This is a genomic window from Herbaspirillum sp. NPDC101397 (assembly GCF_044767325.1).
In the GTDB taxonomy this organism is placed as follows: Bacteria; Pseudomonadota; Gammaproteobacteria; order Burkholderiales; family Burkholderiaceae_D; genus Herbaspirillum.
The window spans coordinates 455,068-471,052 of the sequence record NZ_JBIWNS010000003.1 but is presented as its reverse complement, the minus strand read 5'-3'; the positions used below and the strand labels follow the sequence as shown (position 1 = coordinate 471,052).

14 protein-coding genes and 1 pseudogene are annotated in these 15,985 nt (G+C 57.4%); 1 reads left to right on the top strand and 14 read right to left on the bottom strand.

Annotated elements, in window-relative coordinates:
* Nucleotides 1–9 precede the first annotated feature (9 nt).
* The gene (locus ACIROW_RS10040; RefSeq protein WP_402274767.1) at nucleotides 10–3,510 is read right to left on the bottom strand and encodes a response regulator; all 3,501 of its coding nucleotides are present in this window, start codon (nucleotides 3,508–3,510) and stop codon (nucleotides 10–12) included.
* A 345-nt stretch (nucleotides 3,511–3,855) separates the two neighbouring features.
* Here ACIROW_RS10040 and ACIROW_RS10035 point away from each other — a divergent pair, with 345 nt between their 5' ends.
* Nucleotides 3,856–4,527: a flavin reductase family protein gene (locus ACIROW_RS10035; protein WP_402274765.1), complete on the top strand. Its 672-nt coding sequence runs from the start codon at nucleotides 3,856–3,858 to the stop codon at nucleotides 4,525–4,527.
* A gap of 534 nt (nucleotides 4,528–5,061) precedes the next feature.
* Here the strand turns inward: ACIROW_RS10035 and ACIROW_RS10030 are convergent.
* The 13 genes and pseudogenes from ACIROW_RS10030 to ACIROW_RS09970 all read right to left on the bottom strand — a co-directional run.
* Nucleotides 5,062–5,184 (bottom strand): annotated as a pseudogene (locus ACIROW_RS10030) (LysR family transcriptional regulator); the annotation flags it as partial.
* A 59-nt stretch (nucleotides 5,185–5,243) separates the two neighbouring features.
* Nucleotides 5,244–6,464, bottom strand: coding sequence for a PepSY-associated TM helix domain-containing protein (locus ACIROW_RS10025; RefSeq protein ID WP_402274763.1), 1,221 nt, complete (start codon nucleotides 6,462–6,464; stop codon nucleotides 5,244–5,246).
* Between the two features lie 15 nt (nucleotides 6,465–6,479).
* A complete protein-coding gene (locus ACIROW_RS10020; protein ID WP_402274761.1) occupies nucleotides 6,480–8,906 on the bottom strand; it encodes a TonB-dependent siderophore receptor in 2,427 nt (808 codons plus the stop codon).
* Nucleotides 8,907–9,013: 107 nt separating this feature from the next.
* A complete protein-coding gene (locus ACIROW_RS10015) occupies nucleotides 9,014–9,988 on the bottom strand; it encodes a FecR domain-containing protein (RefSeq protein WP_402274759.1) in 975 nt (324 codons plus the stop codon).
* A 1-nt stretch (nucleotide 9,989) separates the two neighbouring features.
* Entirely contained in the window at nucleotides 9,990–10,517 is a 528-nt protein-coding gene (locus tag ACIROW_RS10010; protein WP_402274757.1) for a sigma-70 family RNA polymerase sigma factor, read from the bottom strand.
* Nucleotides 10,518–10,744: 227 nt separating this feature from the next.
* Nucleotides 10,745–11,344, bottom strand: a complete 600-nt coding sequence (locus ACIROW_RS10005; RefSeq protein ID WP_402274755.1) for a hypothetical protein — start codon at nucleotides 11,342–11,344, stop codon at nucleotides 10,745–10,747.
* A 148-nt stretch (nucleotides 11,345–11,492) separates the two neighbouring features.
* Nucleotides 11,493–11,993 carry an SRPBCC domain-containing protein gene (locus ACIROW_RS10000; protein ID WP_402274753.1) on the bottom strand — a complete coding sequence of 167 codons (501 nt, stop codon included), beginning with the start codon at nucleotides 11,991–11,993 and terminating at the stop codon, nucleotides 11,493–11,495.
* A complete protein-coding gene (locus ACIROW_RS09995) occupies nucleotides 11,983–12,327 on the bottom strand; it encodes a helix-turn-helix transcriptional regulator (RefSeq protein WP_116436730.1) in 345 nt (114 codons plus the stop codon). Before ACIROW_RS09995 ends, ACIROW_RS10000 begins: the two co-directional genes overlap by 11 nt.
* Nucleotides 12,328–12,493: 166 nt before the next feature.
* Nucleotides 12,494–13,351 (bottom strand): SDR family oxidoreductase, encoded by an 858-nt coding sequence (locus tag ACIROW_RS09990; protein ID WP_402274751.1) that lies wholly within the window; start codon nucleotides 13,349–13,351, stop codon nucleotides 12,494–12,496.
* Complete coding sequence (locus ACIROW_RS09985; RefSeq protein WP_402274749.1) at nucleotides 13,348–14,007, bottom strand: glutathione S-transferase family protein; 660 nt, start codon at nucleotides 14,005–14,007, stop codon at nucleotides 13,348–13,350. Before ACIROW_RS09985 ends, ACIROW_RS09990 begins: the two co-directional genes overlap by 4 nt.
* Nucleotides 14,008–14,131: 124 nt before the next feature.
* Nucleotides 14,132–14,566, bottom strand: a complete 435-nt coding sequence (locus ACIROW_RS09980; RefSeq protein WP_402274747.1) for a YybH family protein — start codon at nucleotides 14,564–14,566, stop codon at nucleotides 14,132–14,134.
* Nucleotides 14,553–15,467 carry a sigma-70 family RNA polymerase sigma factor gene (locus tag ACIROW_RS09975; protein ID WP_402274744.1) on the bottom strand — a complete coding sequence of 305 codons (915 nt, stop codon included), beginning with the start codon at nucleotides 15,465–15,467 and terminating at the stop codon, nucleotides 14,553–14,555. Before ACIROW_RS09975 ends, ACIROW_RS09980 begins: the two co-directional genes overlap by 14 nt.
* 19 nt (nucleotides 15,468–15,486) lie before the next feature.
* Nucleotides 15,487–15,792: a hypothetical protein gene (locus tag ACIROW_RS09970; protein WP_402274742.1), complete on the bottom strand. Its 306-nt coding sequence runs from the start codon at nucleotides 15,790–15,792 to the stop codon at nucleotides 15,487–15,489.
* Nucleotides 15,793–15,985: the final 193 nt, after the last annotated feature.

Here is a 15,985-nt window from a genome sequence, read left to right as displayed (position 1 = left end):
GGTGGAGCTTCAAGTACGATATTCCTGTTCTGCGGCTTCGACAACGGTCAGTGCAACCTCAAAATCAAAGTTCTCCAGTTCTTTTTCAATACGATGCCAATGCCGCGGATAGGCGGCTTTGAAGAGCTCGGCATGCGTCTGCCAAAGGTCTGATACTTCCGCATCGCTATCGGCCAAGAGCCGCTTCAGGTGGCCCGTCTGCGCTTGCAACAGCGTGGCGTCGATGTGCGTTACCGATGCCACGTTTGCCGGGCCGGCATCTTCAAGGGCCGTCAATGCAGCGATTACGGGTTGCAGCTTGCGCAGTACTTGGGCCAGCAGATCGCCTGTCACCGCTGAAGAAGCGTTGGTCATGCAGGCCGTTTCCAGCGCCGCGGCCGCCGCCTGAACTTCCCTGGCGCCGATATTGCCGGCGGTGCCTTTCAGGGTGTGGGCCAGGCGCCCCGGTGCGGAGGGATCCGCGTCGTTGCAGGCTGCCTCGAACAGTTGTGAAAAATTGCCCTGGCCTGCTCGAAACTTGCTCAGCAAACGGCGGTATAGCGACGGGTTGTTCATGGTTGTCGCCAGACCCGCTTTTACGTCAACGCCGTCGATTGCCGGGAACATGTGCGCTTCCTGCGCCATGTCCCTGCCCGGCAATTTGTCGATGCCGGGTTCCTGCGGATGTATCCAGCGCGCCAGGGTTGAAAACATGTCGCCGACATTGAGCGGCTTGGCGATGTGGTCCTGCATGCCCGCATCAAGGGCTCTTTGCTTGTCGCTCATCATCACGTTGGCGGTCATTGCGATGATCGGCATCCTGGAAAATGCAGGATTGGTGCGTAAAAGCTGCGTCGCCTCATACCCATCCATCACCGGCATCTGGCAATCCATCAACACGCCGTCGAAGCGGTCATCCCTGGCGAGAATATCCACTGCCTGTTGCCCGTCGCCGGCCACCACCACTTCAACTCCGGCATTGGATAAAAGTTCGCTGGCCAGCTCCTGGTTCATTTCATTGTCCTCGACCAGCAGCAGGCGCGCACCGCACAGGTGAGCCATGGCCTCTTTGTAGTGATGGCTGCGCTCGCTGGCGCGCGTCTCGATCAGCGTTCCCTTTCCGAGCGTCAGGCCTATGGCCTCCAGCAGGGAAGAAGAGGTGACCGGCTTGGTCAGTACCGAGCTCAGCTCCACGCCTTGTTCCGCCGCGTTGAGCAGTGCGTCCTCGCGTCCGTATGCGGTCACCATAATGACCGCAGGCGTTTGCGCCAGACTGGTGGCGCGCAAGCGCTGCACCGTCGCAATGCCGTCCATGCCGGGCATCTTCCAGTCCATCAGCATCAGGTTGTAAGGCAGGGATTGCCGTTCCGCCTGCAGGACCATCTCGACGCCTTGCGCGCCGCCGGAAGCGACGTCGACTTCGAGGCCGAAGTTGCGCGCCATTGTCGACAGGATTTCACGCGCCATGGCGTTGTCGTCGACCACCAGCACCCGCATTCCCAGCAGCTCTTCGGCGTGGAACATGCGACGCGGCCTGACGTTCTTTTGCAACCCGAAACGGGCATGGCAATGGAATATGGATCCACGTCCGATTTCACTTTCGACCCAGATCCGTCCATCCATGAGTTCCAGCAGATTCTTCGAGATGGCGAGACCAAGCCCGCTGCCGCCGTACTTGCGCGTCGTCGATGCGTCCGCCTGGCTGAAGGACTGGAACAGTTTTTCACACTGCTCCACGGTCATGCCTATGCCTGAATCCTTGACGGAAAAATGCAGCATGACGGACTCGTCGTCGCCGGAAATGCGTTCGACTGCAACCACAATTTCACCCGCATCGGTGAATTTGACGGCGTTGGTTCCGAGGTTGACCAATACCTGGCCGATTCTGAGGGGGTCGCCGATCAGGTCGCCAGGCACGTCCGAGTCAATTCGGAACAGCAACTCCAGGCCTTTATCCTCGGCTTTCAGGCCGATCAGGCTGACGAGATTGTCCATCACATCTTCAAGACTGAATTCGATCTGCTCGACGGTCAGCTTGCCGGCTTCGATCTTGGAGAAATCGAGAATGTCGTTGATGATACCCAGCAGATTTTCGCCCGCCCGCTGCACTTTCTCGATGTAGTTGCGTTGACGCTTGTCGAGCGAGGTCTGCAGCGCCAGATGGGACATGCCGATGATGGCGTTCATCGGGGTGCGGATTTCATGGCTCATATTGGCCAGGAACTCGCTCTTGGCGCGTGTGGCCGTCAGCGCCTGCTCCTTGGCCTGATGCAGCTCATGTTCGGCCGCCTTTTGCTCGGTGATGTCCAGGTAGGCGCCATACATGAACAATATTTTCTGGGTCTTCTCATCCCGCACCGGCCGGCCATGCGCGTGCAGCCAGATGACTTCGCCATCCACCGGACGTTTATAGGCATAGATCGATTCGTATTTTTCGGTCTCGCCGCTGATAGCCGCCCGATAGCGGCTATTGGTCAGCTCGGCGCAAGCCTGGTCCGGCCCCAGCGTCTTGTCGGCATCGACAACCCGCTCGAACCACTCCTTGTCCAACCGGTACAAGCCGCCGTCCGGCTTGATTTCTTCACCTAGCAGGCGAGCGGTCCGCTCCGGCATGAAGACATGCTCGGGGTCCTTGAAATCCACCACCCATATCCCGCTCTTGGTCTGATCCAGGGCCACGTCGGTAAGGAAATTCATGCGCTTGATTTCTTCCTCAAACCGCTTGCCTTTGCGCAGCTCTGCTTGAAGCGATTGGATCGAATGCGCGATGACGCCTATTTCATTTGGATAGTGGGTATAAGGAACGGTACGCTCAAGCTCTCCGGCGGCAAGCTCCTGCAGCGCTCTGCGCAACCGTTGGCTGGGCAGCCGGACCGAGCGGCCGACCAGGACGGCGAACAGCAGACCCAGGGCCAGGCCGATGCACAGCCAGATGACCGTGAACCGTGTTTGCGATGTATAGCGATCGCCTTGCTCACTGATCCGCCGCCGCGCACTGTCTTCCTTGAGTTCGGTCAGGCGGTTCAGGGCGATATTGGCCACCAATCCATAGTTCTGGAATTCCGGATCGGCAACGATCTCGCGCGCCTGCGCGATGTTGCCTTTCTTCAGCAGTTGGACCGCCCGTTCGACTCGTGCGCGGTAGACTGCATGGGCTTTTTCAAAGTCGGCAAGGTTGACCGCGTTTTCTGCCAGCACGATGCGCGGCCGCAGTTCCTTCAACGCGACATCGAGTTTGGTTTGTGCCTCGTCGACCAGGGCCAGCGCTTGTTCCCGGCTCGCAGCATCGGGCGCCAGGATGGCCTGACGCAAGGCGCGGCCGCGCTGCGACAAATGGATCAGGGCGTCCTTGGCGTTGGAAATGCCAAGCAGGTCGGTTTCGTAGATGTCCTCGATCAACGCGCTCTGTTCGGTCTGCATCTGGAGGTCCTTGAGACCCAAGCCCAGAATAATCAGCAATATCCCGCCAAAACCCAGCGCGAGTTTATAGCTTAGGCTGAGCTTTTCCAACGCAGTCAATATGGACTTCATTTCACCCCTCCCAAGGGGTTCCATCAGCGCTACCGGCAACGAACAGTCTGTACCCAGCCATCATTGAATCGAGCGACTCTGCCCTACACGCTTAACGAGAACCAATCTTATGTGTCGGATAACTTCGTATGCATTTTTATGTATATCAGAGAATAGCAGTTTGACGATAAATAGCGAGTATGGTGTTTTTTGAGGTCCGCTTCTGGCCGATTTCGGATATCGGAAACGATATCAGGATCGAAGCCGGCATTCGCAGATAGAGACGAATTGAGAAGCAAGAAGTGGAGTGTTTATGCAGCGGACGGGGTGCACAATGAAGTCATCCACTCACGAACCAAGGCTCCCATGAATACTCCTCACGTAGTTGCAGAACCCAACATCCTCTATCTCGGAACACCCGTCGCCTTGGTCAGCACTGTTAACCAAGATGGCACGCACAATCTCGCACCCATATCGTCGGTATTTTGGCTGGGCTGGCGAGGCGTTCTGGGCATCGCATCCGCATCCCAGACTGCACGCAATCTGCTTCGCACGGGCGAATGTGTGTTGAATCTTCCCTCGACAAACGAAGTGAGCGCCGTCGACCGCATCGCACGAACTACGGGGACCAATCCTGTTTCAGAATTCAGAAAGGCATTGGGCTATGTCTACGAGCCCGACAAGTTCGGCCGCGCCGGAATGACGAAAGTGAAATCTGATACCGTCAAGGCGTCGCGTGCACTGGAATGCCCTATCCAGCTCGAAGCAGTCCTTGCCGCAGCTCACGGCATCGGCGAAGACAATGATGAACTCCGCGGCGCGATCAGTTTGATCGAAGTCCGCATCCAGCGCGTTCATGTGCGTCCGGATTTACTCATGGCCGGCCACGCAAATCGCATTGATCCAGATAAGTGGTCGCCGTTAATCATGAGTTTTCAGAAATTCTATGGGCTTAGCGGGCAGGTGCATCCGTCCAGACTTGCTGACATACCAGAAGAGGCGTATCGGGTTCTCGCTGAAATACCGGAAAATGCGTAACGAATTCCCGATCTCGGTCGATCTCCCGCTTTACTGGCCTCTGCATTATTCAGCTTGGTTACAAGGACGTTCGCTTATTCGCTCCCGACACGCAGCCAGCACGTTTGGAAGTGGGTTACCGCGTCTCTCTCAATATGCTTTCTGCCACTAGCTAGGAAGGCCTAGAAATGGAACACACCAGAAGACTATGCGCTGCACGATGTTCGAATATGGCGCATCGATGATCAACGAATCCGCTAGCTGAAAGGTCTGCCGCCAACTATTGAAAATGCGCCATTGTCGCTCATCAGCAATGGCGTATTTCGCGGGCCTTCTAATTTTTTAACGGCTGCTCCTGGCCGCGAGCTGCATATTTCACTGAGCTTGGTCACACAGTTCAGCAAGATGGACATGACATTGTTCAACAACGCGAACACAAACGCTAAACTCGATAGCCAAAGATCAACTTAGCGCGCAAGCGCTGCGTCTGAAATCGACACGCGGGGGAAAGTCACTCTGCCTCATATTGACGAAACTTCGCCTATTTGACGGCCATCACCCACTGGTCTGTAAATCTCTTTCAGTGAGCACGTACTCCGAGTTATCGTTGAGCCGTTGAACAGCAAGATCAATGAATGCCCGTGCGCGGGCCGGCTGCGAAGACCTGCTGCCGAAATGGCAGACTTCATCACCACGTATGCTGGCGTGGACGCCGAGCGCCTTGCCCCCTCCTGATGTCACACTCTGCGTCGGGAGACTTGCCGGGCGATGTATTTTTTCCACCAGAGATAGACGCCGGTAACGCTTAACAGAGAAACCAGCAAGCCAACCAAAGACAGGAGCCCCTTGTACAGACGACCTCCCACAGTTGCCATGTGTAAGCTGGTCAACCAGGTGGTGACCGTATCGCCCGCAGCCGAACCAGTGGGGAGCCAGATTCCTCTCACTTCGCCATTGAACGCGTCGATGTAGAGGTTCGTGTTGGCATAGCGCTCGCGAATGTCGCGACTGCTGGTGACTGCATAGCGATAGATTCCGCGACTGGCGTCGTAATACATCCATTCTTCGGGGCCGGGAGAGAAGCCCATTTCTCGACCTCGTGCGGCCATTTCTCGACGACCAATTTGACGCGCATGCTGCCAGTTGATGGGTGGCCGCCATTCAGGTTGAGCGATCCGCGAAATCGATCGTTCGTCGGGCTGATGGGCAAGCAATTGGCGTATGGCTGGCTGATACACCGCAGGCAGGCTCAACGCGACGCTGGAGAGCGCGAGAACGAACAGCATCAGCCATAGCCATAGCCCACCTGCGCGGTGCAGGTCGAAACTGAGTTTGTGCAGTCCGCTACCGCGACGTACACGCCATGCCGACTTCCAGCGACTGAACCACGACTTGGGACTGGCACTGCGCGCACGAGATGGCAAGGTCAGGTAGAAACCGATGAAGCAATCTACAGTCCAGGTTAGTGCGATTACCCCGAATAGCAAGGCGCCCGGTACACCAAGCGTCAGGGTGTAATGCAGGCGATAGATGAAAGGCATGAAGGCTTTACGCCCCTGCCCAAGATCGTTGGCATTGCGACTGCCGAGAATGGCGCCTGTGTAAGGGTGAATAAAGACTTGGTTGTCCGGCAGCGGCAGTGGCTTGCCGTCAGCGTCGGAACCAGGCGTCAAAAAAAATTGCAGCGCGTGGCCTGGTTCCACTCTCAATGGCTGATAAGCCGCCCGTGCACTGGGGTAGGCCTGCAGGACGACGGCACGCAGTTCCAAAGGGTCCAATGGTGCAGCACCGGTTAGCACCGGTGCAAGAAAGAGCTCCGGACTGATCAGTCGTTCCAGTTCGTCATTCCAGGCCAACAGCGAGCCTGTGAGGCCGGCGACGAGGAGGAACGCGGCCATCCCCAAGCCGGCATAGCGATGCACGACAAGGAGGACGGCCCGTGGATTGAATAGGCGCATGCGCCAATCTCGTCGTCAGAAATCGAACTGTGCGCTCAGGCTCACGGTGCGAGGTGCGCCTTGGATCAGGCGATTTGAGCCCGCCATCAGCCAGTAAGCCTTATTGGCGACGTTATCCAGATTCAGGCGCAAGGTAGTCTTGGTCTGTCCCAAATGCGTGACGTAGCGAGCGCCGAGATCCCAGACAGTGTATCCGGGCAGCTCCCAGTTGTTGGCAGTGTCAAGAGCACGGGCGCTGACATACCGTACTCCCCCGGTGAAGGTGGCCGGCATGTCGGCCAGGGAATATTCGCTATAGAGTGAATACTGCTGACGTGATGCCCCTGGAGTACGCTTGCCGTCCAACGTGCCGCCGCTGGTCCTGGTATTGCGAGCGTCGAGAAACACCGCGCTGGCCAAGATGTTCCAGCGACGATCCAGACGCAACTTGCTGGATAACTCCAAGCCTTGATAACGAGCTTGGCCATCCTGCGTATAGACGCCACCAGAGGTGATGTAGGTCAGTGCCTGGTTCATGCGAAACAGCGCTGCACTGCCAGACCAGTTCTCCAGTTCAGCTTTCACGCCGATTTCGGTCTGCTTGCTCTTGAGCGGGGCAAACACCTCATTGGCATTGATCGTGCCAGTGGGAGCCACCGAGCCCTGTTCCAGTGCTTCTACGTAGCTGGCGTAGGTAGACAGCCAGTTGACCGGACGATATACGAGGGCCAATGTCGGCGTAACTGCGCCCTTGTCGTATGTGGTCGACCGGAAACTGCTGTGGCGTAAGCCGCCGATCAAGTCCACCTGCGAACCGAAGTGCGCAATATCTGAGATGAACGCGCTCTTTTGCTGCTCTGGGAAGCGCCAGCCGCCTCCAGTCCACACGGTACTCAATCCCGGATTGGCATAGTTGGTGTTGGTTCCCAACACCCCGGTGCCCAGTACGGCGGACTTGAAGTCATTGGATTCCTGGGCATAGATGCCCGAATATGAAACCCCTAGAGTCACATCATTGCGCAGGAAATCACCACCGAAGGAGCCGGTCACCATCGCCTGTGTCTGCTCGGAGCGCACTTGGGACGGAAGCGAGATTTGCATCTCGGAATAGGTTCCGGCAGCGTTGGCATACAAGAAGCTATGGTCGCTCTGCATGTCCTGGTCCCATTTGCGATATGAGACCTTGGCGTTCCATTCCGGGGCGAATTGCCAGGACAATGAAGTTCCAAGCGAGGTACTCCGCACTTGACTATACGCAAATGGTGAGGCCAGGCGCTTGCTGCCGTCCACTGCAGCAGGCGGCGCCGAGATCGCATTGCTTACGGCACCGCTGGCGTTGGGCACAAGCTGGTAATACACGGCATCGACTCGCCGCTCCTGGTGGAGTGCATCCACACTCAATACCACGTCGCGCGTGAGACGCCAGTCGAAGGCGAGCGATGCCGTCTGGCGATCAATCTTTCCTCCATCCTTCACGTAGGTATTGCCTTGTTCATTGATCAGATTGATGCGGTAGCCGAAGCGGCCGTCTTCGCCTAAACGTCCGCCAAGGTCTCCATGCACCAGGACTTTGCCGCTGTCGGTTATCTGCGTGTTGAGCATACGCACCGGCGCGTCGGTCGGACGTTTGAGTGACAGGCTGACGATGCCGCCAGGCGTGCCGAAACCGTAGAGAAAACCGCCCGCGCCTTTCAGCACTTCTATGTTCTCCATCACCTCAACCGGAAGCTGGGGGGCTCCCAGAAAGCCAATCAAGTCCATGCCATCCAGTTTGTAGTTATTGCGATAACTGAGCAGCGTGCCGCGAATCAGCAGCACATCACCGGTGCCGTTGGTGTAGTTGCTGCCGGAAGCGATGCCTGCGTCGCCCTTGACGGCATCGGAAAGGGAGTGCGCCTGTTTGTTTTCAATCAGCTCACGCGTGACGACATCCACTGTGTAAGGGGTGTTGCGCAAGCTGCCGGCGCCGAGTGCGCCAAGATTCATGCTGCGCGTGCGATAGGCGTTGTTTTCGCCGCTGTCCGCCGCGGCCGAGACTTCTACCGTTGGCAGCGTGCCATTGCTGGTCGGGGAAGAAGATGCGTCCTGCAGGACATAGCCGCCTTTTTCCGACTTCACGGCCTGCAGGCCGCTACCGGCCAGCAGAGCGGCCAGACCGCCCTCCACACCGTATTGTCCGTTGAGTCCCGCCGAAGTTTTGCCTTGCGTACGCGTAGCGTCGATCCAGATCAGGATGCCGGCCTGGGCTCCAAAGGCATTGAGCGCCTGATCAAGCGTGCCGGCGGCAATCTTGTACATTTGAGGTGAGGTGTCTGCCGGCCGGGCCTGTTGGGCATAGGCCGTTCCCCCAAGTCCGACGGCGCCGATGGACAGGCAGGCGACAATGATCGCCCTGGAGAGTGGCGACAAGCTTGGCAGGCCAGCTTGGTGCCGGCGTGTTCGGACAATCGTGACTGAAGACATATGTGATTTCCCCTTCGTTGGCGTGTTTTATGAACCGGCCTCCAGAAAGAGGCCATGTCTCTATTCCGAACGAAAAAGGAAAAGTGCTACGGTCAGGAGAAGTATTTTTATCGCGCCGAGACGGAGACCCAATAACGGGTAGCGTAGGTAATTCTTATCGGCAATATCTGGGTCAATGCTGTTAACGTCTGATCCGTGTCGCGTACCGAGAAGACGCCCGATATCGCCAGCTCGCCCACCGAGTCATCGCATCGGACGATGCCGCTGCGGTAACGCGCAAGATTGGCAAGGAAGTCTCGTAACGGCATGCGTTCGGCCATCATCAATCCGCGCAGCCACTCTTCGCTCCCCGGTGGCGTTTGCTGAAGAGGGCTGAGGCTGCTACTGTCGAATGAGGCACGTTCTCCGGCGTTCACGAGCAATACCGCCTCGACATCTTGCGGTCGCAGTTCCACAAGTCCCTGGCTGACGGCGACGATTGACCTGCCATCTTCCTGCCTCACCGTGAAGCGCGTGCCGATCGCTCGGGCCCGTCCTTGCCGGGTTTCGACGACGAACGGGCGTACAGGTAATTGCTGGTCGGCGGCCGTAGCGACATGGATCTCGCCACGTTGTAAACGAATACGGCGAATATCGCTGTCGTAAGCGATATCGACTGCGCTGTCGGTATTGAGTGTCAGGCGTCCACCGTCGGGTAACGTGATTTCGCGTTGCTCACCGCGGCCTGTCCGGTAGTCGGCAGCCAGTGCCTGCCATTGAGGCGTGCGTCGCGCACCGTAGAGTGCCAATCCGCTACCGCTGATGAATAATAATGTCTTCAGCGTTCGACGGCGGACCAATTGCTGGCGCTTGATGCGAAGAGCGCCCGCGGTTGAGGGCCCGGCTATTTCGTTCAGGCGTGTGTTCATTGCCTGTACCTGGCGCCATGCATCTTGTTGTTGAGGGCCGGTGCTAAGCCAGCGTTCGAATTGCTGGTGTTCGTCGGTGCCGCTTTCGCCCGACCAGAAGCTCACTTGCCATTCCAAAGCCTGCTGCATTATCGCTGAAGGAATCTGCGCGACCTTGATGGGGGGACTCGTCATGTCAGGGGCCGCCATCCAGGCAGGCCATGCAGGATTGCACTGCCTTCAACATGTATTTACGCACTGTCGCGACCGAGATGTTGAGTGCGGTTGAAATTTCGGAATAGGTCAAGCCGTCGAAGCGAGAAAGCAAGAAGGTTGCACGGATCTTTGCAGGCATGTCATCCAGCATGACGTCGATACGCACCAGCGACTCGAGGATGATCGCCCGCGCCTCTGCCGATGGTACATGTTGCTCCGGCATGCTCGCCAAGGATTCCAACCACGCTGTTTCCAGCATGCGTCGACGATGCATGTCGATCATCAGCCCCTTGGCGATCTGGGTCAGGTGCGCACGTGATTGTTCAGGGGCGGGCGAATGCCCATTCAGCAGGATACGGACAAATGTGTCCTGAGTGATATCTGCAGCATCGAAACGATTGCCGATCCTTCGCTGCAGCCAGCACCGCAACCAGTCGTGGTGCTGGCAATAGAGAGCGCTCACCTCGCGTGTGAGGGCAGTTGCGGGTGACGACGCTGCGAAATCCACGATAAGCTCTTTTATTGATAATGCTTCTCATTTTACTAAATTATCAAATTGGAGGCAAGCCGCGATAGTTCACAAGGGGGGTCGCTTAAAAGGAATTGCGTGAGGTGCTGGACGGCCCTTTTGGCCGATTGCGAACGTCGGGGGTCAACCATTCACGGTTCAATATGCAATGGCAGTCGCAAATTCATAGTTGCAAACAGCCGTCCCTGACCGCTTGCACGCACCAATCATCTGATCTTGAGCAAGCCCGCCTTGACCTCGGCGGCAGTTTTGTACTTTGCTTTGCTTGCAGGTCCGTCGGAGCGCCGGCAATCGCAGCCGCCGCTCAGTTTGTCACTCAATGACTTGAGATATTGCGGCTGGGCGCCGGAGGACTTCGGCGTCAGTGCATAGATGAACGTTTGATATAACGCCCCTTTGACGGTCGCATGATTCTGCTCCCACGAGACGATGACAAACAGCTTCTTGTCCGGTGTCTTGTCGGTACCGGCAAAAAACAGGGACTCTATATGCGGGTCTGCGCCCTCCGGTTCATAGGTGTCAATCAACACGCGCTCATAGGAATCGGATTGGCTTGGAACGAACAGGAACAACTGCAAGTTGGGCGATGAGCCGTCAGTGGACGCATCTCCGTAGGCGACCAGCAGTACCGGCGCAGAAAAACCCAACGCATTCGTCACGACCGGCTTTTGCAGGGGCTGCATGCCTTGCGGTGCCGTGCGCACGAGGAATGCATCAACACTCTCACCTGACGTACGTTCAAGCGTGGTCGCACCAACATTCCAGGACAGAACGAGAGAGAGAAGCAAAGACAGGCAGCGAGTCAAGTGAGGTCCTTTTGGTATGACTATTTACATGGCTATTGCTGAGTTCGTCGCAACAGACGCATGCCCCGTCCTCGGTCGATGGCGTCGATGTCCGCCATCACCGGGATTGCGTGTTGACGCGGACATCAGATCGGCTTTCTTCCAACGCTTAGTTGAGGACCAGCAGCAGCTCGTCCAGACGCTCCAGGGTCGAGGCCAGACCTTCTTTCAATCCCATGTTGATGACTTGCTGCAGAGCCTCGGGCGACGCATAGGCAACCACCGTTTCCACCAGGGTATGCGCCTTGGCATCGGAAAAGGTAACGTTCCATTTGGCCCTGGGCAAGGCTGGATTCACTGCACCGGTAGCATCGCTGAATCCGTCAAACGAGGTGTAGTTGTCGATCGGCTGAATCGTCAGATAGTCAACCCGGCCCCAGTACTCTTGTCCGGTCGGATCCACCATGGCGTAGTGCCAATGCCCGCCTTCGCGGAAGTCCATGGACTTGGTTTTGGTGGTCAATGGCTTGGGGGCGAACCAGCGGTCGAGCAATTCACTTTTCGTATGGCAGTCCCAGACCAGCTGGCGCTTGCCGGCAAACTCTCTTTTGATCGTGATGGTGCTTTTTTCCTGGTCGACCAGGAAGTCGAATTGAAGTTTAAGTGTCATCGTCTTCACCTTTCAGAGTAATCAATAAATTGTCGAGATTGTCGTATCTGCTTTCCCAGCCTGCGCGTTGCTCGTCAAACCACTTCTGGGCAGCGATCAGGTTGGCGCGTTTCAGTTTGCAGGTTCGCACCCGCCCTACTTTTTCCGAAGCAATAAGGCCACTGTTTTCAAGCACCTTGATGTGCTTCAGGAACGACGGCAACCCCAGACCGAAGGGTTCCGCCAGCTCCTTGATCGATGCCGAGCCGCTACCAAGCCTGGCAATCACGGACCGCCTGGTGGGATCGGCCAATGCGTGGAATACGTTATTGAGTGAGGCTGAATAGTTTTCCATATGGCAAACTATATCATCATGGTTCTCCGATTGGCAAACTATTTCTAGCGACTACGAAAAAGGATCCCAGCGAGGCAATCGGGAGGGAACGGCGCCTGCGAGGATCAGCCGGGGAGGCTGAATCGACGGCAGGCGACGTAATTTCATTCTGTCTGCGAGAGTGGGCTTATTGGAAAACGAAAGCGTGCCGTTTGACGAAATTGGCGAAAGATGTTGGCGTCACATTGAATTCCTGATGGCTCTCCAAGTGCACAATGGCTTGGGGATTACGCAACCGCTCAGTGGCCTGCTCGAAGAGCGCATCTGCAAAATAAGGGGATGCGCCTGCGGCCAGCATTTCCTGGCGACGTTGTTCCGGCGTAATCGGAACGTAGTCGATGGTCCGGCCCGCAACAATGGAAATAAGCGCGGCGATCCGGGACATGGGCAGCGCCTCCGGCCCTGTCATCAAATGGCGACGGCCGTCCTGCCTTGGCGCTTGCAGCACGGCGGCGCTTATCCTGGCGATGTCGAGGACGTCAATGGGAGCGAGCGTAATATCCCCCGCCGCCAGACGCAATTCGCCGCTTTCCATGATGGATCGGGCCTCGCGCAGGTAGACCTGCATGAAGCCGCAAGGCTGCAAATGCGTCCAGCGCAGCCCTGATCGTTCAAGGTAGAGCTCGGCTTGCGCGTGCATCTCCGTGAAACGAAATCTGGAGCGATCGAAGCCCGTTTCATTGCCCGAGAATTTCACGACATGCTCCACCCCGGCGCGCTTGCAGGCGTCGATGAAACTGCATTGGGTCTCCAGCATGCGCTCGTCGCCCGATGAAATCAGCAGGACTTTGTCGATGCCTTCCAACGCCGGACCAAGCGTCTCGGGCCGGGACATGTCGCCTTCGGCAATGTCAACGTTGTCCGGCAAGAGAGACGATGCTTTTGCGCGGTCTCTCACCAGCGCACGAAACGGCACCCGTTGCTTATGCAACTGGTTGACGATATGCGCACCGTTCAGCCCTGCGGCGCCCGTGATCAGGATCATGCGTTGCCCCCCATGGCCGCGTGCCAGGGATCGGTGGCGATGAAACTGGCGCGGGAAGAATGCAACTCCAGGTAGCGCGCGAGATGCGGGGCGCCGGCAATTGCCTGCGCGCCCTCGGAAAACAGGCGCACGGCGGCCAAGGTCGACAGAAGAAGCGCATCGGCGAAGGTAAAGCGCGCAGCGGCGAGGAAAGCTTTCCCAGCCAGGGCGCCGTCAAGCAGGACGATGAACGCCTTCAACTCCGGCAGCGCAGCGTCGACGGTAGCGCGGTCAACCGTTCCATCCGCTGTCTTGGGGAAGAGATTGGCAAACACATATTGCCTGATCAATACCGGATCCATGGCGGTCATGACGATCGACACCCATTGCTCGGCTTCCGCTTCCGCCGCCGGCGCCTCGGGACTTGCCGGCATCATCGGCGCTTGCGGATGAAGGCGATCGAGGTAAGCCACGATTGCCCGGGACTCTCCCAGCCTTACCTGACCGTGACGCAAACCCGGGACTTTTCCCAGGGGATGGATTGCGCTCGCTTCGCCAGAGTGCGGATGGACAGGAAAATGATCGTAGTCGATCGCTTTCTCCGCACATACCATTCTGACTGCGCGCGTAAAGTTGCTTTGCGGGATGCCGTAAATCTCGATTCTGTCCTGGCTCATTCGACTGCACTCCTTCACTGTTGAAAAAAGGAGGAGGCAGCGTCAATCGCAATGGCGGCCTCCCCATTTCCTTAAGACGAATCGCAGCAGGAAAAGGATGCGCATGGTGACCGCCGCGAAAGTGTCAGACCGTTTTTACCGTCACGGCGCGCATGTCGCCAGACGCTATCGGCACCGAAGTATGTTCGTGGACGATAAGCCAGTCCCGCCCCTCTTTCGCCAACGCCACGCTCATCCGGTTTTGTATGGATCGCAATGCCTGGCCGGATGGAGAGAACGCCGTGTAAGTGACCAGCGCGCTGGCTATCGCCAGATCTGCCCCGACCGTCACCTGAATTTGTTCCAAGCCGACCGAGACGGTTTCCTCGCCGAGCGAGGAAAACCAGTTCGCGACCACGCGGCGCCAGGCATCCTTTCCTTCGTGGGACCAGTTTTCCCATGTGTCGAAGATGCGGATGTCATCACTGTAGAGGCGAAGGAATCCCTCGAGGTCCTTGGCCAGAACAGTTGACTGGTAACGTTCAAGAACGTGATGGATTTGCATTTCAGGATGGCTCATCAAGTTTTCTCCGATAGGTAAGCGAAGTCATCTCAGCACATTCGGCAGCGTAGCGCGCATGTCGAAAATCCCGTATCCCCGTGATATGTCCACCCTCCCATTCGATGGTCACGAAGTAGAACGGTGGTGCTTGCGGCATGCCCGGATTGAATACAAGCAGAGCCGGCCGGCCGTCAACCAATCCGGGGAGCAATTTCCAGTCGTTGATACCGGCGTAGTTGCCGAAGTAGCGCGATACTTCCTTGCGACCGCTCATGCGGGTGCGACTGACTAGCTCCAGTGCAACGTCGTCGGCCAGCATGTTGCGCACGGCATCGAAGTCATGGGCATTGAAACGGTCGGCGTAAGCCGCCAGGCGATCCAAGTCCGCATCGTCCAGAGCCGGGCGCTCGCCCGGGTTGTCGACCAGCTCACGCAGACGGCCCCGTCCGCGATGCAGCGCAGCCTTGACCGCGGGAATCGTCAGGCCGGTAATGTCCCCTACTTCCCGCAACGAATAGCCCAGTACATCCATCAGGATGACCACGCCGCGCTGGGCGACGGGAAGGTGCATGAAGGTGCGCAAGGCGGCTGCCGCTGCATGCCGGGAAACGGCCGATGCCGTTTCGTCGACTGCCGATTCCGGATCTTCTTCGGAATGAACGGCTTCTTGCCGGCGGCGTCGGCGCAGGAAATCCATCGCGGCATTGTGCGCAATACGGAAGAGCCAGCTTTCCGCATTGTCGATCGGCGTGCGGCCATATGCCTCGACCGCCTTGATCAGCGCCTCCTGAACGATATCTTCACCGTCGACGGCGGAACCCGCCATGCGTGCGCAATAGCGATGAAGCTTGGGACGCATGTCACCGAGCTTCCGGTCGAACAACAGTCCCGCCTCTTGCTGGTCTGAAATGAAAGCCATGTCTCTTGTTTCCTGACGCTCAGGAATCATCATCCGTCATGCCGTAACTACCGACGACCGTCACGTCGAGTCTCTGTGCGGGCGCAAGCAAACGTGTTCTGATATCCCATTGAAAGGATGCGAACGCCTCCGATTTCGCAAACGGCTCGACACCCTCGGGGGCTTGCAAAAAATGAAAGAATTGCCCGTTCGCTGCGCGCAATGCCATGTAGCGAAGCCTCTCCGGCGCCGCCTTCCGGAGCTCATCGAAGACGTCCCGGATCAGATCGGCATTCTCGTCCGCGCGTTCGGGCCTGGTGCTGTAGCTTATCAATATTTTCTGCATGAAATGACTCCGGGGAAAGTGCCGTGCCTGACGGCGTTGATCTTAGCCCGCTGCGACGTCTTGTCAGCGGCGCCTGGCTCACGCTGATAAGACGTTGCGGAAAGCAAAAAGGATGCGCTGCGCTCATGCTTGCTGCGACATTTTGCCGCAAACCTGCATCGTCAAATCAGAGGATAATGAGAACTATTATTGA

Bases quoted from the DNA above. Each gene is read 5' to 3' on its own strand.
- ACIROW_RS10040 (WP_402274767.1), bottom strand. From the start codon at position 3,510: ATGAAGTCCATATTGACTGCGTTGGAAAAGCTCAGCCTAAGCTATAAA.
- ACIROW_RS09980 (WP_402274747.1), bottom strand. From the start codon at position 14,566: ATGAGCCATCCTGAAATGCAAATCCATCACGTTCTTGAACGTTACCAG.
- ACIROW_RS09985 (WP_402274749.1), bottom strand. From the start codon at position 14,007: ATGAGCCAGGACAGAATCGAGATTTACGGCATCCCGCAAAGCAACTTT.
- ACIROW_RS09975 (WP_402274744.1), bottom strand. From the start codon at position 15,467: ATGGCTTTCATTTCAGACCAGCAAGAGGCGGGACTGTTGTTCGACCGG.
- ACIROW_RS10035 (WP_402274765.1), top strand. From the start codon at position 3,856: ATGAATACTCCTCACGTAGTTGCAGAACCCAACATCCTCTATCTCGGA.
- ACIROW_RS10015 (WP_402274759.1), bottom strand. From the start codon at position 9,988: ATGACGAGTCCCCCCATCAAGGTCGCGCAGATTCCTTCAGCGATAATG.
- ACIROW_RS10020 (WP_402274761.1), bottom strand. From the start codon at position 8,906: ATGTCTTCAGTCACGATTGTCCGAACACGCCGGCACCAAGCTGGCCTG.
- ACIROW_RS10000 (WP_402274753.1), bottom strand. From the start codon at position 11,993: ATGACACTTAAACTTCAATTCGACTTCCTGGTCGACCAGGAAAAAAGC.
- ACIROW_RS09995 (WP_116436730.1), bottom strand. From the start codon at position 12,327: ATGGAAAACTATTCAGCCTCACTCAATAACGTATTCCACGCATTGGCC.
- ACIROW_RS09970 (WP_402274742.1), bottom strand. From the start codon at position 15,792: ATGCAGAAAATATTGATAAGCTACAGCACCAGGCCCGAACGCGCGGAC.
- ACIROW_RS09990 (WP_402274751.1), bottom strand. From the start codon at position 13,351: ATGATCCTGATCACGGGCGCCGCAGGGCTGAACGGTGCGCATATCGTC.
- ACIROW_RS10025 (WP_402274763.1), bottom strand. From the start codon at position 6,464: ATGCGCCTATTCAATCCACGGGCCGTCCTCCTTGTCGTGCATCGCTAT.